At 38.6% G+C, this 20,699-nt stretch carries 21 protein-coding genes, 2 tRNA genes and 1 other RNA gene; 7 read left to right on the forward strand and 17 right to left on the reverse strand.

Going from position 1 to position 20,699, the window contains the following annotated elements:
• Window positions 1–11: 11 nt before the first annotated feature.
• The 7 genes from BUB28_RS03245 to BUB28_RS03275 form a co-directional block, all read right to left on the reverse strand.
• The gene (locus tag BUB28_RS03245) at window positions 12–1,076 is read right to left on the reverse strand and encodes an FkbM family methyltransferase (RefSeq protein WP_072948692.1); all 1,065 of its coding nucleotides are present in this window, start codon (window positions 1,074–1,076) and stop codon (window positions 12–14) included.
• 20 nt (window positions 1,077–1,096) lie between these two features.
• The gene (locus BUB28_RS03250) at window positions 1,097–1,516 is read right to left on the reverse strand and encodes a PH domain-containing protein (RefSeq protein ID WP_072948694.1); all 420 of its coding nucleotides are present in this window, start codon (window positions 1,514–1,516) and stop codon (window positions 1,097–1,099) included.
• Between the two features lie 155 nt (window positions 1,517–1,671).
• Entirely contained in the window at window positions 1,672–2,436 is a 765-nt protein-coding gene (locus tag BUB28_RS03255) for an MIP/aquaporin family protein (RefSeq protein WP_072948696.1), read from the reverse strand.
• A 139-nt stretch (window positions 2,437–2,575) separates the two neighbouring features.
• Window positions 2,576–3,469 carry a hypothetical protein gene (locus BUB28_RS03260; RefSeq protein ID WP_072948698.1) on the reverse strand — a complete coding sequence of 298 codons (894 nt, stop codon included), beginning with the start codon at window positions 3,467–3,469 and terminating at the stop codon, window positions 2,576–2,578.
• Window positions 3,466–4,071 carry a class D sortase gene (locus BUB28_RS03265; protein ID WP_242939920.1) on the reverse strand — a complete coding sequence of 202 codons (606 nt, stop codon included), beginning with the start codon at window positions 4,069–4,071 and terminating at the stop codon, window positions 3,466–3,468. The genes BUB28_RS03260 and BUB28_RS03265 overlap by 4 nt, the downstream gene beginning before the upstream one ends.
• Before the next feature lie 87 nt (window positions 4,072–4,158).
• A complete protein-coding gene (locus BUB28_RS03270) occupies window positions 4,159–4,947 on the reverse strand; it encodes a hypothetical protein (RefSeq protein WP_072948703.1) in 789 nt (262 codons plus the stop codon).
• A gap of 119 nt (window positions 4,948–5,066) precedes the next feature.
• A tRNA-Arg gene (locus BUB28_RS03275) sits at window positions 5,067–5,143 on the reverse strand.
• Between the two features lie 176 nt (window positions 5,144–5,319).
• Here BUB28_RS03275 and BUB28_RS03280 point away from each other — a divergent pair.
• Window positions 5,320–5,395 (forward strand) — tRNA-Lys (locus BUB28_RS03280).
• A 120-nt stretch (window positions 5,396–5,515) separates the two neighbouring features.
• On the opposite strand, the gene BUB28_RS03285 is transcribed toward BUB28_RS03280, so the two are convergent.
• Window positions 5,516–6,067 carry an NADH peroxidase gene (locus BUB28_RS03285; RefSeq protein ID WP_072948705.1) on the reverse strand — a complete coding sequence of 184 codons (552 nt, stop codon included), beginning with the start codon at window positions 6,065–6,067 and terminating at the stop codon, window positions 5,516–5,518.
• 66 nt (window positions 6,068–6,133) lie between these two features.
• Complete coding sequence (gene nrdD, locus BUB28_RS03290) at window positions 6,134–6,400, reverse strand: anaerobic ribonucleoside-triphosphate reductase (RefSeq protein WP_072948707.1); 267 nt, start codon at window positions 6,398–6,400, stop codon at window positions 6,134–6,136.
• 121 nt (window positions 6,401–6,521) lie between these two features.
• Here nrdD and BUB28_RS03295 point away from each other — a divergent pair, with 121 nt between their 5' ends.
• The gene (locus tag BUB28_RS03295) at window positions 6,522–7,169 is read left to right on the forward strand and encodes a Crp/Fnr family transcriptional regulator (protein ID WP_242939921.1); all 648 of its coding nucleotides are present in this window, start codon (window positions 6,522–6,524) and stop codon (window positions 7,167–7,169) included.
• A gap of 60 nt (window positions 7,170–7,229) precedes the next feature.
• Complete coding sequence (locus BUB28_RS03300) at window positions 7,230–8,093, forward strand: undecaprenyl-diphosphate phosphatase (RefSeq protein WP_431767968.1); 864 nt, start codon at window positions 7,230–7,232, stop codon at window positions 8,091–8,093.
• A gap of 33 nt (window positions 8,094–8,126) precedes the next feature.
• Here the strand turns inward: BUB28_RS03300 and BUB28_RS03305 are convergent, their stop codons facing one another.
• The 5 genes from BUB28_RS03305 to BUB28_RS03325 all read right to left on the reverse strand — a co-directional run bounded on the left by BUB28_RS03305 (window position 8,127) and on the right by BUB28_RS03325 (window position 12,424).
• The gene (locus BUB28_RS03305; RefSeq protein ID WP_028516597.1) at window positions 8,127–8,360 is read right to left on the reverse strand and encodes a YdbC family protein; all 234 of its coding nucleotides are present in this window, start codon (window positions 8,358–8,360) and stop codon (window positions 8,127–8,129) included.
• Between the two features lie 93 nt (window positions 8,361–8,453).
• Window positions 8,454–8,756, reverse strand: coding sequence for a hypothetical protein (locus tag BUB28_RS03310; protein ID WP_072948715.1), 303 nt, complete (start codon window positions 8,754–8,756; stop codon window positions 8,454–8,456).
• Between the two features lie 150 nt (window positions 8,757–8,906).
• Window positions 8,907–9,599: a GTP pyrophosphokinase gene (locus tag BUB28_RS03315; protein ID WP_072948718.1), complete on the reverse strand. Its 693-nt coding sequence runs from the start codon at window positions 9,597–9,599 to the stop codon at window positions 8,907–8,909.
• Between the two features lie 33 nt (window positions 9,600–9,632).
• Window positions 9,633–11,489, reverse strand: a complete 1,857-nt coding sequence (locus BUB28_RS03320; RefSeq protein WP_072948720.1) for an ABC transporter ATP-binding protein — start codon at window positions 11,487–11,489, stop codon at window positions 9,633–9,635.
• Window positions 11,490–11,566: 77 nt separating this feature from the next.
• Entirely contained in the window at window positions 11,567–12,424 is an 858-nt protein-coding gene (locus tag BUB28_RS03325) for a TPM domain-containing protein (protein WP_072948723.1), read from the reverse strand.
• Window positions 12,425–12,534: 110 nt separating this feature from the next.
• On the opposite strand from BUB28_RS03325, the gene BUB28_RS03330 reads away from it, so the two are divergent.
• Together BUB28_RS03330 and BUB28_RS03340 are read left to right on the forward strand one after the other, a co-directional pair.
• Window positions 12,535–13,356 carry a DNA-3-methyladenine glycosylase family protein gene (locus tag BUB28_RS03330; RefSeq protein ID WP_072948725.1) on the forward strand — a complete coding sequence of 274 codons (822 nt, stop codon included), beginning with the start codon at window positions 12,535–12,537 and terminating at the stop codon, window positions 13,354–13,356.
• A gap of 418 nt (window positions 13,357–13,774) precedes the next feature.
• The gene (locus tag BUB28_RS03340) at window positions 13,775–14,638 is read left to right on the forward strand and encodes an AraC family transcriptional regulator (protein ID WP_072948728.1); all 864 of its coding nucleotides are present in this window, start codon (window positions 13,775–13,777) and stop codon (window positions 14,636–14,638) included.
• Window positions 14,639–14,682: 44 nt separating this feature from the next.
• Here the strand turns inward: BUB28_RS03340 and rnpB are convergent.
• The 3 genes from rnpB to BUB28_RS03355 all read right to left on the reverse strand — a co-directional run bounded on the left by rnpB (window position 14,683) and on the right by BUB28_RS03355 (window position 16,966).
• Window positions 14,683–15,028, reverse strand: an RNA gene (gene rnpB, locus BUB28_RS03345) — RNase P RNA component class A.
• Between the two features lie 32 nt (window positions 15,029–15,060).
• A complete protein-coding gene (locus BUB28_RS03350; RefSeq protein WP_072948730.1) occupies window positions 15,061–16,524 on the reverse strand; it encodes a PH domain-containing protein in 1,464 nt (487 codons plus the stop codon).
• Window positions 16,514–16,966: a hypothetical protein gene (locus BUB28_RS03355; RefSeq protein WP_072948732.1), complete on the reverse strand. Its 453-nt coding sequence runs from the start codon at window positions 16,964–16,966 to the stop codon at window positions 16,514–16,516. The genes BUB28_RS03350 and BUB28_RS03355 overlap by 11 nt, the downstream gene beginning before the upstream one ends.
• A gap of 116 nt (window positions 16,967–17,082) precedes the next feature.
• On the opposite strand from BUB28_RS03355, the gene BUB28_RS03360 reads away from it, so the two are divergent.
• Entirely contained in the window at window positions 17,083–18,348 is a 1,266-nt protein-coding gene (locus BUB28_RS03360) for an alanine/glycine:cation symporter family protein (protein ID WP_072948947.1), read from the forward strand.
• Between the two features lie 513 nt (window positions 18,349–18,861).
• On the forward strand, window positions 18,862–20,694 hold the full coding sequence (locus BUB28_RS03365; protein ID WP_072948735.1) for a ribonuclease J: 1,833 nt from the start codon (window positions 18,862–18,864) through the stop codon (window positions 20,692–20,694).
• Window positions 20,695–20,699 lie beyond the last annotated feature (5 nt).

Below are 20,699 nucleotides of genomic sequence, written 5' to 3' on the forward strand. Positions count from 1 at the left end.
TCGCTTTATTATTATACTGTAGCGTAAAGATTTGTTTCCCATGCAGGAATATAAAGCTGATGTCTGATATACAGCTTATACGAAGGATTGAGCTTTTTTATAAGCAGTGGAAGCTCAAATATATCTTCATTTCTATGGTAAAGAGATACCATCATTTTTGGTGCATAATGGGATATTGTAAGTGCGGCTCCCCATATTGCTTCACGTTCAAAACCTTCAACGTCCATTTTTATTATAGTTGCAGGCTTTTTAGCAAGCACGCTGTCAACTGAAAGTGCGCCGACCATATTATCAGAGCTTGCTGTAATGGCGGACTGTCTTCCTGCTTTAGCTGCGAAAGGAAGCTCTGTATCTATACACCATGCAGCAGAATTAAATGCATAAACATGGGACATACCGTCAACGAATTTAGCAAGTTTCTTGAAGTTCTTTTTATCAGGCTCAAGAGCATATATAGAAACATATTTACCATGAGTGAACTCAAGAAGTTCCTTGATAGTATCTCCGTTATAAGCTCCGAGGTCGACATAAACTTCATTAAGGTTAGGCTTTATGATCTTTTTGTATATCTCAGCCTTTGAAGAAGTAACTGCTGACAAATATTCGATCTTGCCGCTTATCTTGAAATTAATGATGTTAGCGTAGACCTTTCTTGAATAATCATCTGCAAGGCTGTCATATACCTGCTGTATTTTATCAGCATTTTCCATACAGTATTCATAAGTAAACAGTCCCCTGCCGACTACAGGGACATCGGGAACATAAAGAGTGTGCTTTGAAGCTATCATGTGTATCTTATCAACGATCTCCTGATAACCTGCTGCAAAAGCAAGTACAACAACAAAATCCTCAACAGCTTCCTCTATTTCGGAAAGCTTATGGACTCTGTAGCCCTCGAAAGAATGTCCGCGTACAAAATCATCACTTGCAAAGATACCTGCTACAGTTATACTCTTTTCACGGAAAACGTTCATTATCTTTAATGCGCCGTCTCCCATACCATAAATAAAAATAGGACGTTTTTCGGCTTTGAGCCTATCCCAGCTGGATTGTTTTTCTGTTATAAACGAGAGCATTCTCCCAATCACCTCTGAACTTAATAATCTTCGTCATGATCGTGCACATCATCACAATCGTCATAATGCTCGTGACCGTGCATACTCATCATATCTCTGCCTCTAATGCCGTATTTATCGCGCATTATATTGAGATATTTATCAATAAGCTCAGAAACCTTTCTTACATTTTTTATACAGTGTACTTCCTTGGAAGGCGTATCTGCGTCACGGCTGTATATGATAATAGTACCGCAGTTTACAAGACGCTGAAAAAACGGATACTTCACTTTTTTATCTGTAATCTTATAAAGATCTATCTCGTCTTCGTCGATATTCAGAAAGCCTGTACGCGTTATAAATTTTGATTCTGTAAGGTAATAACGTGTAAATGTAAGCGGCAGACCAAAAATAGAACGTTTTTTATCTGTCCATACATATTCAAAAGCATTTTTTTTCATGAATTTATCCTCCAATCCGTCAACAGGCAGACCTTTATACAATTATTTTATCACAAATTCGACTATTAGTCAACTATATTTTGTACGAAAACTACTCATTGTATTGATACAAAGTGCCGAAAAGAAAAGCTCCCGTAAAGGGAGCTTTCATTAAATCACTTCTTTTTCTTCTTCTGAGCAGGCTTTGCTGAAACGTTTTTTACTGGAGCAGGAGCCTTTTCAGGAACGCTTTTGTTTGATGATTCAAGGAACTTGTATACACAAGCTGCAAGTATTGCACCTGCAAATGGACCTACGATAAATACCCAGAGATCACTGAGAGCATCTCCGCCTGCTAAAAGAGCAGGTCCAAGGCTTCTTGCAGGATTTACGGAAGTACCTGTGAGACCTATTCCGAAAATGTGTACCAGTGTAAGTGTGAGACCGATTATAAGTCCGCCGAAAGAGCCGTGTTTAGCCTTCTTTGAGGTTACACCGAGAATAGTCATAACGAATATAAATGTGAGAAGTATCTCAACGAGAATTCCTGCGCCGGCACTTCCGTTTACGCCGCCAAGACCGTTTGAACCGTATCCGCCTGTCTTGTCAACTACATCACCGAGGTCGAATATTGCCTTTAAAACGCCTGCGCCTGCGATAGCTCCTACGCACTGTGAAACAATATAGCCGATAAAATCAGTAAATGTCATTCCGCCGCTGAGAAGAACTCCGAGAGAAACAGCAGGATTGATATGACATCCTGATATATTTCCGATGCAGTATGCCATACCTACAATTACAAGACCAAATGCAAGTGCTGTAAGGATATATCCTCCTCCGTTCACAGCATCACAGCCTACGAGCATAGCTGTTCCGCAGCCGAGAAGAACAAGCACAAATGTTCCTATAACTTCTGCAATGTACTTTTTGATTGATTCCATTATACTTCCTCCTTAATAAGACATGATCGGTTATCCGATAAGTAAATTATATCACCTTTTATACAAATTTGTCAATGTTTTCTGCGAAAAAAATTCATTTTTTATAAATGAAAAAGCAGCTGCAAAACAGCTGCTGAATTCATATTTCTGTAGGCTTTGTACCGGGATAGGTCTTTTTGTCGTGAATAACGCCATATATGACTATCATTGTTATTCCTATGACCACAAAAGCAATATGAACAGCCATAAATGCTTCTGTATATCTATACATCGCACTTGTAAATGCTGTAAAAACAGCAGGCTGCTTTATTGAAAAAGAATCATAAAACTTTGTTGCGATCAGGTATACACTCGGACAGCCGCCGATTATACCTGCGATAAGCGAGGATATTCCGCACCAATACATGGTCGTTATCTTTTTTCTTCTGTTTATAAAAACAAGAAGCAGGATAATAACGATAACTGCCGATAAAGCAGCAACTGTCATTATAAGTCTGTATGAATACACCTTTGAAAGCTTAGAGAGCACTCCGTGATTATTCATTGCTGAAAACTTATAAACATCACAGAATGAACCGATAGATGAATAAGCTTCATCCTTGCTTGTTCTTAGCTTTAATTCAAATTTATCATCTTTTTTATAATCGTTTTTATCAGCAAAATCATTGAAGAAGCTGTCAATGTTTTCTTCAAGTTTTTTATTCTTAGGAAGTGAGACTTTCATTTTGCTGCGGTTTTTGAGAGAATCAAACGCTGCTTTGATATAAGCTTTTTCACAGGAGATTATATATGACTTGTCAATTGCACTCATATAAACATCAGCAGGAATACCTGTTGTATTATACTTGTCGGAGTAATATTTTTCAATCTCAGTATATATCTTTGACTCGAGCCCTTCCTTTAAGGAAAGGTCGTTGAGCTTTTTCTCCGAAACATTTATATCAACAAGAAGAACTGCAGAGCCTGCGATGAGCATGAAAACAAGAATTACTGAAAAAATAAGTGAGAAAAGATATGCTGTGGCTTTTTTCAATTTGTCATCGCCTCCCCTGCTTTTTTATAGAATTTTTTCTCTGTAGGTTCGCAGATAACTCCGATTCGTTCATCTGCGCTTCCGAGTACGTTACGCTTGCAGGTGTAAAGAGTAAGCTTAGCCTCTTTGGAAGGAGTTACATATTTTCCGTCATTTTTATTGAAGGAGATATTCTCGGTGACTTTATATCTGAATTCTCCGTAAGTAGTATTCAAAGTAACTGTATCACCCTTTTTCAGCTTATAAAGCTCTGAGAAAAATGTGTCTTCATGGGCGCTTATAACGGTATTTCCTGTTTCTCCGATTATAACAGAGCCTGATGACTGGCAAGCACCATGCTCAAAAAGCTCTGAGCTGCTTCCCCAGTATACAGGGAGCGAGATATCAAATGCAGAGCACTTCATAACAGCATACATTTCACCGAACTTCGGGCGTATCACTTCACCTTCATCAAAGGTTTCACCGCTGTAATCCTCAACAATATCGTTATCTCTTAAAACAAGCCCTGAGCCGGCTGCTTCCGGAGTGTTTTTAAGATCGTCCATAAATGCAAGATTGACATAAACTTTAAGCTTGTCTGAAGGCTTTATAAGGACTATCATTAATATTCCGACGCATAGAAAGAGCAGAATAAAAGGGGTTAATATATGAATGAGAGTATTCCCTTTTTTTGTTTTTTTGTCCATTTATTACTCCGTTTCCTCGGCTTTGATACGACGCATCAAAAAATATGCTGCCGTAAGAGCTATACCTATCAGTCCTCCTGCTGCTGCAAGAATACCTCTGCGGTCATATCCTGTATCTTCAACATTTGCACCGGCTGTTGAGACGTTTACAAGCTCTCCCTTATCATTACGCATTGCAAGGGTAAGAGAATCATCGGTAAGCTCATCAACGGTGATATTAAGTCCCATTTCTTCAGCTGCCTTAGAAAGCTTGTCAACTATCTGTACCTTCTGCTCGGCAGGACTTTGCTTAATAAGACTTCTGTATTCTTCAGGACTCAGATCGTCTATGAAAGCCTGCTGCTGAAATGGGGTGAATGTACGTAAATACGTCATTTTTTCATCATATGACATTTTGATAAAAGCTTCACGGCTTATTCTTTTAAAAGTAGAGCCGTCACTTGCGGTCACTGTGATAAAACTCGGATCGTCAGCAGGCTGATCGTTTTCATCATTGTTTACAGCAACGGTTGTTGTAACTTCGGGAGCAGGTATCTGCTGACCCGTTGTGATTATTTGTGCTCCTGCTTCATTAAGCTTTTCAATAGCTAAATCAAGTCGCTCCGACGGGTAATCATCCGGATGCGAATAGTATTCATTATATCCTGCCTGTATATCTTCTTCCGAATATCCGTACGATCTTGCAACTGCTGCAACATCATCAACTGTTGTTGCGTATGCAGAAAAACTGCACGAGAACATTCCGACAGCAATTACAGCCGACGCAATAAATGGGACGTGTTTTTTTTTCATGTAAATCCCTCCTATTGTAATATACTTATTTATTATACCCATTTAACTTACTTTTGTCAAGGCAAGTCATAATTCGTATAAAACAAAAAACCTCACGTTTAAACGTGAGGTTTGTCGTATGGCGTGCCTGGAGGGATTCGAACCCCCGACCTACTGGTTCGTAGCCAGTCACTCTATCCAGCTGAGCTACAAGCACATCACTTGACGACTTAAATATTATATCATGTACCGTATAAAAAGTCAAGAGTAATATTTAAAAACGTCGTTTTATACTAAAAATACATATTAAAGTTTGATTTATTGGCTCTAACATAAAAATACTGAAAACTGCTTGACAATTGAGCGTAAATTTGATATAATTAATTTTGTTGTGAGACATTAGCTCAGTCGGTAGAGCATACGCCTTTTAAGCGTAGGGTCGAGGGTTCAAATCCCTCATGTCTCACCACTTTTATTTATGCCTGTATTTCGGTTAAACATCGAGATACAGGCATTTTAGTTTACGTGATAATCGCTCTTTATAAATAAAAACTGACGGTGCAGATGCAGCGTCAGTTTTTTAGTATTATCAGCCGAAATATCTCTTGAGAAGTCCTTCAAATGCTTTGCCGTGGCGAGCTTCATCTTTTGCCATTTCGTGAACTGTATCATGTATAGCATCAAGATTGAGTTCCTTTGCTCTTTTAGCAAGCTTGAGCTTGCCTTCTGTAGCACCATGCTCAGCAGCAACTCTCTTTTCGAGGTTTTCCTTTGTAGAAGAAGAAAGTACCTCACCAAGCAGTTCAGCAAACTTTGCAGCGTGCTCTGCTTCTTCGTAAGCAGCCTTCTCCCAATATGCTCCTATCTCAGGATATCCTTCTCTATATGCTACTCTTGCCATTGCAAGATACATACCTACTTCTGTACATTCACCGTTAAAGTTTGAACGGAGTCCTTCGATTATTTCAGTATCTGTTACAGCCTTAGCAATTCCGAGTTCATGCTCACAAGCAAAAACAAGCTTTTCACCAGCTTCTTTTTCTATGAATTTTGCCCCCGGAACACCGCACTGTGGACATTTTTCAGGTGGTGCATCTCCTTCGTGAACGTAACCGCAAATAGGACATACGTATGTTTTCATGTTAATTACCTCCGTTTAATTATTTTTAAAAGTCTGAGAACGGTGTTGTACCGCAGCAACAGACGATTATACAGAATGTTTTACTCTGTCATGCTCTTCGGCACGTTTTCCGTCATTGAAACGGTCAAGAGTACCTACAAGATATCCTGTGATCCTTCTTATTCTGTCAAAAGGGATATCTTTTGCAAAATCATACTGGAGATCGACGTAGTCACCGTCTGTCTTTACAGTCATTCCGAGAATTTCTCTGTCACTGTATTTCTTCTTGCCATAATCAATGTATGCGTTGATCTCGTCCTGTGAAAGCTGTTCACCTATAACATTTACCTTCATTGTAATGACCTCCATTAGAATAGTGTTGACTTTTGTCTGAATATATTGTATCATAAATGAAAAGAAAAATCTGTTGCAAATGCAACACAAAGGAGTTTTTATGTTACCGGAAAATAACATATTGTTTAAAGGAATCGAGTCAAAGGACTGCCGAAGAATGATAGACTGCTTCAATGCGGAAATAAAACTTTTCAAATCAGGCGGCAGGATCATGGATTATTCCGATAATCCCGATAAGCTTGGAATTGTTTTGAATGGTACGGCTGTAATGGTAAGATATGATATAAACGGTGTAAGATCAATAATGGAATCACTTGAAGAACAAAGCGTATTCGGAGTATACTTCACGTTTACCGCTTCTCAGCGAAGCAGTATTGAAATAATTGCAGAAACTGACTGCGAAATTATGTTCGTAAGAAGATCCGAAATCACAAAGAGATGTGAGAATGCTTGTCAATGTCATTCAAAGGTTGTAGAAAACCTTCTTGAGCTTATGTCGGAAAAAGCTATTTCTCTTAATGAGCGAATAGAAGTTCTCAGCCAGCGTACTATTGAAGATAAGCTCATAAGCTGTCTCAGCATTATTGAAGAAAAAACGCCAAAGGGCAGAACTCCACAGATACCTTTCTCGACAACAGCTTTATCTGATTATCTCTGTGTCAACCGAAGCGCACTTCAGCGTGAGATAACGAGGCTGAAAAATTCGGGAGTACTGACTTTTTCAAAAAGAAAATTCAAACTAATGAGAAATCACGACTCTGACATTTGACACGCAACTATAAATGTGCTATAATATCATCTGTATTTTATATGAAAGGAAATATACATAATGATTTGGGAGATAATCAAAACAATTATACTCGGTATTGTAGAGGGCATCACAGAATGGCTTCCTATAAGCAGTACAGGTCATCTTATCCTCGTTGGGGAGTTTCTGAAGCTTGATAAATCCGAAGAATTCAAGGAAATGTTCGATGTTGTTATACAGCTTGGTGCGATTATGGCTGTTGTCGTTATTTTCTGGAAAAAGCTATGGCCTTTTGGAAAGAAGGATAATCAGCATCCGCTTAATAAGTCACCTTTCGGACAGATGATAAAAACGGATATATTCATGATGTGGTTCAAGGTACTTGTTGCCTGCATACCTGCTGCAGTTGTTGGCTTTTTATTTGATGACTGGATTGATGAACACTTCTACAATCCGTGGACGGTTGCTATAGCACTTATAGTATTCGGTATTGCATTTATATTTGTTGAAAATGCAAACAAAGGAAAAAAAGCAAAGATAAACACCATCGCAGAGCTTACTTTCAATGCAGCTTTGATAATAGGAGCTTTCCAGCTTATAGCTGCTGTTTTCCCGGGAACTTCACGTTCGGGCGCTACTATAGTCGGTGCACTTCTTATCGGAGTTTCACGTACTGTAGCCGCTGAATTTACTTTCTATCTTGCTATTCCTGTAATGTTCGGAGCAAGTCTGTTAAAGCTTGTAAAGTTCGGATTTGATTTTACAGGAAGTGAGCTTGCAGTACTTATTGTAGGCATGGCAGTTGCGTTTTTAGTATCAATATTTGTTATCAAGTTCCTCATGGATTACATTAAAAAGCACGACTTCAAGATTTTCGGCTGGTATCGAATAGTGCTTGGAATACTTGTACTTATTTATTTTGGTGTAAAAACAGTAATGAAATGAAAAAAAGCAGCTCATTGAGCTGCTTTTTTATGCTTATTCAAAAGAATCAAGATCAATTCCTGCAAGAAGCTCTTTAAGCTCTGCAAGCTCATCAGCTGTAAGAGTAACGCCCTTGCCCATTCTTGAATGATCGGGTGACCATTCGCGTATATCATACTTGGGCTCGTGTTCGTTCCAGCTTACCATATTAAGCTCTTTTGTCCAGCCTTTAGCGTTCTCAGAAAGAACACCTAATTTTTCTGTGATCTCATATTTCAGTTCAGCCATTACGATCTCTCCTTTCAGATATGGCTATTAACCATTCAATTTGATATTATATCATAAAAAGATAGATTTGTCCATACCTAAAAAGCAATTTTTTTATATGGACACTCTCAGGAAATCAAGAGCCTTGCTGTAAAGCTGGCATGGTTTTGTTTTCTGACTTATAAGCTGCTCGGCAAATGCTACGGCATCTTCGATATTTCTTGAAAAATCAGCAATAAGTTCTTTCTGACCGTTTCTGTGATCTATTACTTCTACACCGTATGTAATGACTTCGTCTTCAAATATCCTCATTCGTCCGCTTAATACCCTGTATGCTACCTTATTATCGCCAAAGATCTCCATATAGGTCGTTTTGTCGATCACCTCGTGTTTTATTCTTTTTACTATCCCGAACATTTTTGTGCTCCCTTCTTTTGTTTGAACGTCTTATGACATTTATATTATAACATCAGTTGGAGCATATGTGAACGGGTATTTTTTTGTAAATCAGATTTTTTTAAGTAATTATTTGACGAAAAAGCTCATCGAAACCGATGAGCTTTAACATTATTCCATATCCTTTATCTGCATATAGATGTTTTGCATCTGAATATCTGTCTGTGCGATCCTTTCGGCACACTCTTTAAGCTCTGCCGATATCTCAGGAGGTATATCAGATGAGGTCTTGTATTTGAGCTGATGTTCAAGGCTTGCCCAGAAATCCATAGCCATAGTGCGGATCTGTATCTCTACGGGGGCGTATTCCTTGTGAGTTGACAGATAAACAGGCACATTGAGTATCATATGATAGCTTCTGTAACCGCTTGGCTTAGGATTTTTTATATAATCCTTACGTTTTATCACGGTAAAATCATCACGCCTTGAAAGCATTTCTACGATAGCGTAAATATCTGTTATATAATAACAGGTCACTCTGATACCTGCAAGATCAAGAAGATTCTTCCTTGCAGCATCTGTCGATATGGGAAGATCCTTTTTCTGAAGCTTGCCTATTATTGACTGTGGAGACTTTAATCGGCTTTCAATGTTGTGTATGGGATTTCTCTGAAATTTAACACTGAATTCGTTGTCAAGTATGCCAAGATATGTTTTTACGACTTCTATAGCAGAATCGTAAAGATGAGAAAGCTGTAAAAAATCATAGAAAACGTGTGAAAACTTCTCCTTTACCGACTCGCTGTTGTCGGCAAGTGCAGGGAGATTGTCAAATGCTTCGATATAAAAGTCCTTTTCACTCATTGTTTATCCTTCCTTTCTGTATGATAGTGAAGGTCAGTCTTCACCTTCTGTATATTCAAAACGTTCTGTTCCGGTTTCTGCTTTGCTGAACTGAGTTTTATATAGTTCTGTATAAACTCCTCCGCGATTTACAAGCTCACTGTGTGTACCTCTTTCGGATATAACACCGTCCTTGATGACAAGTATCTCATCTGCCGCAAGAATAGTCGACAATCTGTGTGCGATAAGAATACTTGTTCTTGAAGATATAAGCGGCTCTATGGCGTCCTGTATTTTCTGTTCGGAAATCGAGTCGAGAGCTGATGTAGCTTCATCAAATATCATTAGTGCAGGATCTTTTAACAGAACACGAGCAATTGAAATGCGCTGTTTTTCACCGCCGGAAAGCTTCAGACCTCTGTTGCCGACTACGGTATCAAGTCCGTTTTCCTGTTTTTCTACAAATTCGTATATGTTAGCCTGTTTGCAGGCGTTTATAAGCTCTTCTTCAGTAGCGTCAGGCTTTGCGTAAAGAAGATTTTCGCGGATAGTTCCGTTGAAAAGGTAAGTTTCCTGACTTACTATGCCTATATGACTGCGCAGATAAGCGAGATCGAGTTTTCTTACGTCCATACCGTCAAAAAGTACTGTTCCTGCCGTAACGTCGTAAAGACGCGGAATAAGATTTACAAGGGTGCTTTTGCCTGAACCTGAAGGTCCGACAACTGCTATGCATTTTCCGCTTTCAAGAGAAAAGTTGATATCGCTGAGTATCTGACGTTCCTTATCATAATAAAAGCCAACATTTCTGAACTCTACCCTACCCTTTGGAGCTTCTGTAGGTATAACTGCATCAGGAGCATTCTCGATCTCCACAGGCATATCGTAATACTCGAAAATACGCGTAAACATTGCCATTGAACGTATCCAGTCCACCTGAATATTGAGAAGTTGGTTTACAGGGCCGTACATTTTGCCGAGAAGCGCTACAAGTACTGTAATATCGCCGACTGTAAGATCAGAGTCGAACTTCATCATAAGTATTCCGCCTGCAAGATATATCAGCATCGGTCCTATACTCGAAAAGGTTGTAAGAGCTACTCTGAACCAGCGTCCTGCCATACCTTCACGTATATTTAGCTTTATCATTTTGCGGTTGACATTTTCATATTTCTCGTATTCTGTCTTTTCCATACCGAAAAGCTTAACAAGAAGCTGTCCGCTTACTGACATAGTTTCATTAAGGATACCGTTTATTTCGTCACTGCAGGCCTGAGACTCTTTTGTTATTGACCATCTTGTTTTTCCGGCGCTTCTTGTAGGGATAGCAAACAGCGGAACAACAAGTATTCCTACTATTGCAAGTATCCAATTCTGCCTGAACATTACGATCATCGCAACTATCAGCGTTATAGAATTTGAAAGGATACTTGTAAGGGTATTGGTTATTATCTGCTGTACTCCGGAAATATCACTGGTCATTCGGGTTATAATGTCACCCTGATTATTGGAAGTAAAAAATCTTTGTGACATCTTTTGAAGGTGCAGGTACATTTTGTTGCGCATATCATAGGTTATATGCTGAGCTATCCATGTGTTCATATAGCTTTCGAGTACACCTATAAGATTTGCACCGAGGGTAACTGCAAGGGACAGAACGATAAAGAAAATAAGCTTTTTAAGGCTTCTGCCGATGAGTCCTTCATCAATTATTTTACCTGTAAGGACAGACGGTAAAAGAGTAAGTGTAGAAGATATGACGATAGCAACGAGAACTATCATCATTTGTTTCCAGTATGGTTTTAAATACGAAAAGATCCTTTTCAGAAGTTCTTTAGTGACCTTTGGTCGGTTTTTCTTTTCCTCTTCTGTAAGGTATCCCATTCCGCGAGGTCCTCCAACAGGCGGCATAAGAGATCAGCTCCTTATAAGAACGGTTATCATTTTTGTTTAACATTTTATGTAATGGCTGTATTAGATCAGTCGATCTATTTTTTCAGAGCATCAAGTATTTTGCTGACAGCTCCGTAATAATCCCCTTTCGATGATAAAGCATCAGCGTCTTTAAGTGCCTTTTCAATGTCAGATGAGATATTTTCAGATGAATGGGTAATTATCTTTCCGGATATCGTATCAAGAAGGAACATAATGCCTTTATCATTTTTATACTTGCGGTCATAGTACTGCTGAAGTATCTGTTCATTAGGTGTATCGGAACTATTATGTGAAGCGATAAGTGTTACGTCTTCTTTGCAGGAACTAAGGGATTTCTCGATTTTATCCAGTTGTACCGAATCAAATACCTGTGCATTGTCTACAACGTGCAAGGGACAAAGCTCGCCTAACTGTAAAAGGCGCATTATCGCAGAACGATAGTCCCCCTTGAACACCTCTTTAGTTTCCCAGTATACTGCATTATATTCATCCTTATCCGATATACAGCTCAGACATGAACCTGATCTGAATATAGAATCATAATTTGTATCATTGTTTATAAGAACAATCAGGCCGCTTCCCTTTCCTTCATACAGCCTATTGAATTCCTCGGCAGCATAATCATATGGCAGCTTTCCTTCAAGATCGTTCACGGTTATGACAGCTGCATTTATAAGCTTTTCCTTGTATAGCCAGCCTGCATAGTCGTTGCAGGCTTTTATCGTGTCTGCATCAAGGATATTGGCTTTATCAAAAATATATGTACCTTCAGCTGCTTCGACCTCACGCTCGGTAAAGGGCTGACTTGTAGTCTCCTCACGTTTTTCCTTGCCGGTGCTTTTTGGCGAACAGCCGCTGAATAAGAGTCCCGCAGCTGCTGCAAAAGCTATGGCAGATAAAATTTTTCTCAAAAAAATCATTCCTTGCTATTGTATTCTCTCTTATATTTTAGTATAATTTAAATGAAAAATCAAGTGCTAATTTTGTTTAGATATATAACTTTATTTTTAAGGAGGATATTATGGATTATAGAGTACAAGGAAACGATATCATAGTTTACGAGCCTGATCTTGATCTTGACGAAACACTTGACTGCGGACAGGCTTTCCGCTGGAAAAAGATACCGTCTGATTACATATGTACATATGAGGGGGCTTTTATCAATGATAAGCTTACTATTTCACAGACAGATAAAGGGAGTTTTATATTTCATAATACAGATGAAAATGACTTTATCTCAAAATGGATAGACTATTTTGATTTTGAAACAGATTACTCAGAACTGAAAAAGATCTTTTCTGAGGACGAAACGCTTTCAAAGGCTTGCAAATTCGCAGGTGGAATCCGTTTACTGAGACAGGATAGCTGGGAATGTCTTATTTCCTTTATTATTTCCCAGAATAATAATATTCCGAGAATAAAAGGCATTATAGATCGCCTTTGTGAGAATTATCACGGTAAATTTCCAGATTACAAAAAGCTTTCCAAGGAAACTGCCGACTCTCTCGCATATCTGCGCAGTGGGTTCAGAGCAAAATATATTGCTGATGCAGCTTCTAAGGTTGCAAACGGTGAGATAGATCTTGCTGAAATTTCAAAAATGCCTATAGACGAAGCAAGAACTGCACATAAACAGATAAAGGGAGTAGGTCCGAAGGTTGCAGAATGTGTGCTTTTATTCGGTATGTACCGAACAGAAGCATTTCCTGTAGATGTATGGATAAAACGTGTTCTTGCCGAGTATTACCCTGACGGTTTTCCTGAATTTGCGAAAAAAGATGCAGGAATAGCCCAACAGTATCTTTTTCACTATATCCGAAGTATTTCCAAACAAAGTGAATAACAGAACTTTTTTATGCCAATAATCTCGATGAATATTTTCATCGGAGGTATTATGATAAAAGGTGTAAATAAGAAGATCATAGAGATCAATAATCCCGACAGCTTATATTTTGAGAAAGCTGTTCTCTATGTCAGACCAAATATAACTATATTGCCTGAGGCTGTATCACAAAAAGAAGCGCAGCGCGTGCTATCTGCACTTATTTCTGCAAAGCAAGGCAGAAATCGTATTTTAAAATACAGACGGCATATCATAATTCTGAGTTTGATCGGTATTATTATAGCTTTTCTCTTATTTTTGTAATACAGGTTCGATGCAGTATAAAAATGAGCATTTTTTACAGACATTGATTTATATGCTGTTTTATGATATAATATTAGTACAATATTGCTCTTACTGAGCAAAGGAGCGTGTTTACGTGGATAATACTGAAAATAAAAGTTTCGGAAACAAGCTTTCAAAAAGAATAATCTGTACACCAAGCCCCTCCGCAAAAAGTACTTTCTTTTATATACAGGAAGCAGGCTGCGCGAAATCGGAGGAAAATGCTGCTATACAGCGTCAGGATCTGGAATCTTTTCTCATTGCCGCTGTTGTAAGCGGCAAAGGTGTACTTTCAGTCAATGGAGAAAATCTCAGGCTTGAACAAGGAGATTGTTTCTTTATTGATTGCAGATCACCGTTTTTTTATAAAAGCTCGGACAGAGACCCGTGGGAGCTTTTATGGATACATTTTAACGGAGCTACCTCACAGCAATATTATGATTATTTTATATCACAGTCAAAAAACGTTTTCAGACCTGCTTTCTTTGACAAAGTCGTTTCTGCGATAACGGATATACTCGAAGTCAACGAAAAAAAAGAACCTGATGCGGAAATAGCCACATCAAAATATATAGTTGATATCCTTACCCTTGCACTTTCAGTCAATATATCAGATCAGCAGTATGATTCGGCTTTGAAGCAGAAGCTTGCAGCTGTAAATAATTACATTGATGATCATTTTACTGAGGATCTTTCGCTTGAGAAGCTTTCATCTCAGTTTTACATAAGCAAATACTATCTTACAAGAGAATACAAACGAATATACGGCAAGACGATATTCCAGCATATAATCAATGCACGTATTAATTACGGAAAAAATCTTTTGCGTTTCTCTGATAAATCCGTTGAAGAAATAGCTCATTTATGTGGATTCAACGATCAGAGCTATTTTGCGAGACAATTCAAAAAAGCCGAAAATCTGACCTGTTTTGCATACAGGAAAATGTGGAGAGACTAATATCAGTATTATAAATAAAAAAGAGAGCTTACGCTCTCTTTTTTATTGTGACCAGACCGATAAGCCGGGTTCTGTCGGGTGCGGTAATTTATCTACGCTTATCGTCGCCGATAAGCTGAAGCCGTCATTACTTATTATCCGCCGAGCAGACGTTAAGATAACAAGCACCAATAGACGTTGCATCGAATAGGGTTTACATAGCAGTACTGTCTCCAGTACTCTGGTGAGCTCTTACCTCGCCTTTCCACCATCACCGTCATAAGACGGCAGTATATCTCTGTTGCACTTGCCCTAAGGTCACCCTCGGCTGCCGTTAGCAGCTATCCTGCTCTATGATGCCCGGACTTTCCTCGTAAACATAAACGTTTCCGCTACCGCATAGTCTGCTCACCTGATAATGATATCATTTTTTTTGACAAAAGTCAAGCACTAACTTTACTGCCAAGATCATATCCGAGCTTTTGGGCTATCTTTTGCACTTCAGATGCTTTCATAGCCTTTATCCTGAATCTTTTGTGTTCTTCACCTTCAAACCATATGCTCATAGCGCATCTGCCGTTCATTGCCTGAAGAAGATTTTGTTCCAGTTCGATTTTAATGACTTTCTCTTTTTCCGATACTACTGTATGAAATCTCGTCCATGCTGAGCATCTGACCATTATTTTATCCTCATATAAAGCAACTCCGCTCGTTAAAAGAGCAACGAATTTAACTATTACGAACCATACAGCGGGTATTTCAAGCATTACCGCTATAAAAAACGATAGTTCCTCAAAGCGAGGATATAATCGTGCTATCCAATCATGCGAAGGGATTATCAGTGACGTAACTAAAAGCGGAATCAGCAGATATGAACCAATTCCCGCGGGCTGAGCACTGTAATCATTTTTTATTCCGCTGTAAATACCGATTGCATTAAGATCTTTACTCAGATTTTTTTCGAATTTTACAGGCAAAAGCACAGGAAGCCTGTTTTTGGAAGAACCATAACCGGGACAATTGATATTTACCGCAACTGCGCCGAAAAGCTTCATAATAAGATTTTGCCTCAGGTCTGTATAATTTATATGAGAAGTTTTTATACGATATTCTTTTCTGTTAAGTATACCATAGCCTATCTTCATGTACTTTTTGTCACATTCTATGACAAATTTTCCGTATCTGAAAAGATTGACAAGGAATGACAGAAACCATGAAATAATAAAGAAAACACCTATAAAAAGAGCTGCTGTAGGAATTTTCAATACTAATTTTTCTGATATTTTAGCAGTTTCTGCTGTAATAAGATTAAGGGAACGACTTATGATGTTGTAAGCAATATCGCCGCCTTTAAAGAAAAAAGTAGCAACGTATATCGTTCCGGAAAAACCGCTTGAGAAAAAAATCGAAAACAAAAGGACTGACAGCATATTGATTTGAGGAAGTCCTTCTATTTTTTTCTTTTCATTTATATCGGGCATATGGAGCATTATCGCTTCAAAAGCCTTTTTACCGACAATAAGCTTCATATCAACTGTCTTGAATATGCCTGCACGGGTATCACATCGAAATCTCAGAGCTTTGAACGGTGCAAGATAAAATGGCTGTTCTACGGTTGTTGAACTTATATTTTTGTACGGAATATAGGTATTGACTCTTACAAAAACACCGTCACGATGAATTATCTCCTCACTTGTAAAATCTATTCGGGAGAAAAACCACCTTACAAATCCGAAAACAAGGATAGCCCCAAGTACAGCGATATCGAACCATGCACCCTTTACCCAGCTGTAGAACCAGTCTTTATCAAAATGATAGGTATAAATACCGCGCATAAGCGGAAAAACAAGGAGCCATATATTCTTTGCCGAGTATTTCAGCATTTTTATGGGGTGCTCATGGTACATACCTGTCCCCCCTTAAATTAATAGTGCCGGAAAGCTTTATTATTTCCTTTGCGTCAGACTGTTTCAGAAAAAGCAGACGAAGCTGACCACCGTAAACAAAGAATATTATAAAATTAAATCCCGTATACTGTGAAAAAGGACTGCTTATGACTGTTGTATATTGAACAGAGGAATATCTTACGGATTGATGTACCTTTATAAAAACGCCGCTGCTTTTTATCACCTCGGTTTTAGTCGCTATATAGCTTATGGAAGAAAAATAGAGAGGTAAATGAATAAACATCTCAAAGCAGGCAACTGCGATAGTTCCGAGGGTTATTGCAAAAACAACATTATCCATCGGCAGAAAATATCTGGCTGCAGCAATAATTATAACTGATGCAGCTGTAATAAGTATGCGCAATGTGCTGAGACAACGCCTGTCAGGTATATATTGTTTCATTCTCCTCCCCCTTTCAAAGTATATTTTTATTATAACACAAATAAAATTTAATGTAAAAGGAAAATTAAAAACAAATTGTAAACTTTAACGCTTAAAACAGGAGAAAAATGATATTTATGCTCGAAAAAATAAATGCTTTGATATGGGGCAACGGATTAATTGTTTTGCTTTTATTGATAGGTACCATGTATACGTTCAGGCTGAAAGCAATACAATTCAGAATGTTCCCATATTTGTTTAAAAGCTTTCGCAATAAGGAAATACGCAAAAAACAGTTCAGAACACTATGTATGTCACTTGGTACAGCAATGGGAACGGGTAATATTACGGGAGTTGCCTCAGCAATAGCTATAGGCGGAGCAGGTGCGGTCTTCTGGATGTGGATATCGGCATTTCTCGGAATGGCGACTGTATATGCTGAAAACAGCCTGTCTGCAAGGTACAGCGATGAACGGCTTAAAGGACCTATGGCATACCTTACTAAGGGTACAGGCTGTATAAAGCTTGCATCAGCCTTTTCGTTCTGCTGTTTATTGGCGTCATTCGGAATGGGCGGAATGGTACAGATCAACGCAATGTCAGAAAGTATAAAGTGCTGTTCAAGAATAAGCCCATTTTACTTGTCAGCGATCGTATTTATTGTTGTTGTTTCTATTGTCTGCGGAGGGGCAAAAAGAATAGAAAACGCCGCGAAGATATTTCTGCCCTTTGCGACTGTATTTTATGTAGCTGTTTGTATAGTTGTTATTTATAAAACGCGTTCAGAGCTTCCGAATGTGTTTACAAGAATATTTAAGGAAGCTTTAGGATTTGAGCAGTGTATCGGCGGAATATCGGGATACGGTATAAAAAGAGCTGTCTCGGTGGGAATACGACGGGGTGTTTTTTCAAATGAAGCAGGGCTTGGCAGCTCGCCTATACTTCACAGTTCGGCTGATAACTTTAAAGATGATGAATTACAGGGAATGTGCGCCATGTTTGAGGTCTTTATAGATACGATGATATGCTGCACGATTACTGCGATAACTATACTTTCTGCATCATCTGACGGTACTGTTCAAGGAGCCTTCAGCCTTATTTCAGGACATTATTCAGGTCATATTATTGCTATTTTAATGATAGTATTTGCTTTCTGTACAGTTATAGGTTGGTATTACTGCGGTGAAACGGCTTTTCTTTTTCTTGCTCCTAAAGGTTTAAGAACAGTATTTTCGTTCGTTTTTTCCTTTGTTGCAGCACTGGGGGCAATTATCAAAGCTGAAAAAGCGTGGACGATATCGGATATTTTTAACGGATTAATGGCTTTTTTCAATATTATCGGACTTATTTTACTCATGAATCATGTAAAAGGAATAAAACATTCAGATACTGTCAATAAATAATATGCGGATTTAGCGTTGTGCGTCTTTTTTTGCCAATAATACAGCATATAATAATTATCTAATACCACAATAAATTCAACCGTATGTAAAAATTTATTGATTTTGCCAAATGTTGGTTTTGTAGTCCTTTTTCTATTGACATAAGCAATTTGTTTTTGTATAATTATAGTGTGAATAATTGTGCCTGCTCATACAGATGCAGTGGGTTTGATATATTAAGGCTTTTATGACAAAAAACGTCATTAAGATATAACCGCAGGGCGATTCGCGGTATAATTGCTTCGGAATTCAAATATTAAATTGGTCACATATTTTTATCAGGTTCGGCTCAGGAGTAAAAGAGCTTGTACGTTCGCCTGTTTATATGTGGTCAGTATTTTTATCGCCAATTTTAGCTGCTTTTATAAGCGGTGGTTAGTTTTATATTATTTTTCCGATGCCTTCTACATATTTTCAAGACTTTCGCGTCGTTCATGCGGAAGTTTTCCCTATTTTTGAAAGCGAGGTCATATAGTGAACGAAAAAGAAAAAAACACAAGGACAAAGCAGAATTCTGCAACTGCGCCTAAAAGAACTTACCGTAAGAGAACATCTGCAAAAGAGAAAACCGTAAGCGAGAAGAAGGTAAAGGCTGAAACAGCTGCTACAACAAAGCCTAAAACAAGCAGAAAACCTAAGGAAGTTAAGAAAACTCCGGTAAAGATAATTCCTCTTGGCGGTCTTAATGAGATCGGTAAGAATATGACTGTATTTGAATGTTCAAACGATATTTTCATTCTTGACTGCGGTCTTGCTTTTCCTGATGCGGATATGCCGGGTGTTGATATAGTTATCCCTGATTTTACCTATGTTGAACGCAATAAGGAGAAGATCAGAGGTATCGTTATAACTCATGGACATGAGGACCACATAGGCGGACTTGCCTATCTTCTTAAAAAGATAAATGTGCCTGTTTATGCAACACGCCTTACAATAGGTCTTATTGAAGGAAAACTCAAGGAGCAGGGACTTTACGGAAAGGTAAATCTCAATATCGTTGAGCCTAAAAAGACTGTGAAAATGGGCTGTATGGCTGTTGAATTCATAAAGGTCAACCATTCTATCCCTGATTCGGTAGGTATGGCTATCCATACTCCGGCAGGTGTTATAGTTCATACAGGCGACTTTAAGGTCGATTATTCCCCTATCGACGGTAAGATCATTGATCTTGCCAGATTTGGCGAACTTGGAAGCCGCGGTGTACTTGCACTGATGGCAGACTCTACCAATGCAGAACGTGCAGGTTATACTCATTCAGAGCGAACAGTCGGCGAGTCGTTTGATAAGCTTTTCCAGAAAGGTGAGGGTAAGCGTATAATAATCGCTACATTCTCATCTAATATCCACCGTGTACAGCAGATCGTAAACTGTGCTGAGAGATACGGCAGAAAGGTCGCTGTGTTCGGAAGAAGCATGGTAAATGTTATTAATACAGCTATCGAGCTTGGCTATCTTGATGTTCCTGACGGTATATTCATTGATATTGAAATGATGAACCGCTATGAGAGCGAGAGGATAGTTCTTATCACTACAGGAAGTCAGGGCGAACCAATGTCTGCTCTTACAAGAATGGCTATGAATGACCATAAAAAGGTCAATATCACTCCTATGGACTTCATAATCATCTCTGCTACTCCTATTCCGGGCAACGAAAAGTTCGTTACCAGAGTTGTAAATGAGCTTATGAAATCAGGTGCGGAAGTTGTTTATGAGGCTATGTACGAAGTCCATGTTTCAGGTCATGCCTGTCAGGAAGAATTAAAGCTTATGCAGGCTCTTACAAAGCCAAAGTTCTTTATTCCTGTTCACGGAGAGTACAAGCATCTCAAAAAACACGCTGATCTTGCAAAGCAAATGGGCCTTCCAAGTGAAAATGTAATAATTGCAGAAATAGGAAATGTTATCGAAACAGATGGCAATACCATGAAGGTTGTTTCTCAGGTGCCTGCGGGAAGAGTTCTGGTAGACGGTCTTGGTGTAGGCGATGTCGGCTCGATAGTTCTCAGAGACAGAAAACATCTTGCTCAGGACGGTCTTATCATAATCGTTATCGGAATTGAAAGAAGCACAAATGAAATAGTTGCGGGTCCTGATATAATATCCAGAGGATTTGTATATGTACGAGAGTCCGAAGAACTTATGGAAGAAGCTAAAGGCCTTCTCACTGATACTCTCGCAAATTGCTCGGCAAGTGAATTAAGAGAGTGGAATTCTCTCAAAGGAAAGCTTCGTGATGCACTTTCTGATTATATTTATCAGAAAACAAAGCGCAGTCCTATGATCCTTCCTATAATTATGGAGACGTGATTTTC

The sequence above is a fragment of the Ruminococcus flavefaciens genome (assembly GCF_900143025.1).
GTDB classification, from domain to species: Bacteria; Bacillota; Clostridia; order Oscillospirales; family Ruminococcaceae; genus Ruminococcus; species Ruminococcus flavefaciens_I.

Bases quoted from the DNA above. Each gene is read 5' to 3' on its own strand.
- BUB28_RS03245 (WP_072948692.1), bottom strand. From the start codon at position 1,076: ATGCTCTCGTTTATAACAGAAAAACAATCCAGCTGGGATAGGCTCAAA.
- BUB28_RS03250 (WP_072948694.1), bottom strand. From the start codon at position 1,516: ATGAAAAAAAATGCTTTTGAATATGTATGGACAGATAAAAAACGTTCT.
- BUB28_RS03255 (WP_072948696.1), bottom strand. From the start codon at position 2,436: ATGGAATCAATCAAAAAGTACATTGCAGAAGTTATAGGAACATTTGTG.
- BUB28_RS03265 (WP_242939920.1), bottom strand. From the start codon at position 4,071: ATGATAGTCCTTATAAAGCCTTCAGACAAGCTTAAAGTTTATGTCAAT.
- BUB28_RS03270 (WP_072948703.1), bottom strand. From the start codon at position 4,947: ATGAAAAAAAAACACGTCCCATTTATTGCGTCGGCTGTAATTGCTGTC.
- BUB28_RS03285 (WP_072948705.1), bottom strand. From the start codon at position 6,067: ATGAAAACATACGTATGTCCTATTTGCGGTTACGTTCACGAAGGAGAT.
- nrdD (WP_072948707.1), bottom strand. From the start codon at position 6,400: ATGAAGGTAAATGTTATAGGTGAACAGCTTTCACAGGACGAGATCAAC.
- BUB28_RS03300 (WP_431767968.1), top strand. From the start codon at position 7,230: ATGATTTGGGAGATAATCAAAACAATTATACTCGGTATTGTAGAGGGC.
- BUB28_RS03305 (WP_028516597.1), bottom strand. From the start codon at position 8,360: ATGGCTGAACTGAAATATGAGATCACAGAAAAATTAGGTGTTCTTTCT.
- BUB28_RS03310 (WP_072948715.1), bottom strand. From the start codon at position 8,756: ATGTTCGGGATAGTAAAAAGAATAAAACACGAGGTGATCGACAAAACG.
- BUB28_RS03315 (WP_072948718.1), bottom strand. From the start codon at position 9,599: ATGAGTGAAAAGGACTTTTATATCGAAGCATTTGACAATCTCCCTGCA.
- BUB28_RS03320 (WP_072948720.1), bottom strand. From the start codon at position 11,489: ATGCCGCCTGTTGGAGGACCTCGCGGAATGGGATACCTTACAGAAGAG.
- BUB28_RS03330 (WP_072948725.1), top strand. From the start codon at position 12,535: ATGGATTATAGAGTACAAGGAAACGATATCATAGTTTACGAGCCTGAT.
- BUB28_RS03350 (WP_072948730.1), bottom strand. From the start codon at position 16,524: ATGTACCATGAGCACCCCATAAAAATGCTGAAATACTCGGCAAAGAAT.
- BUB28_RS03355 (WP_072948732.1), bottom strand. From the start codon at position 16,966: ATGAAACAATATATACCTGACAGGCGTTGTCTCAGCACATTGCGCATA.
- BUB28_RS03360 (WP_072948947.1), top strand. From the start codon at position 17,083: ATGCTCGAAAAAATAAATGCTTTGATATGGGGCAACGGATTAATTGTT.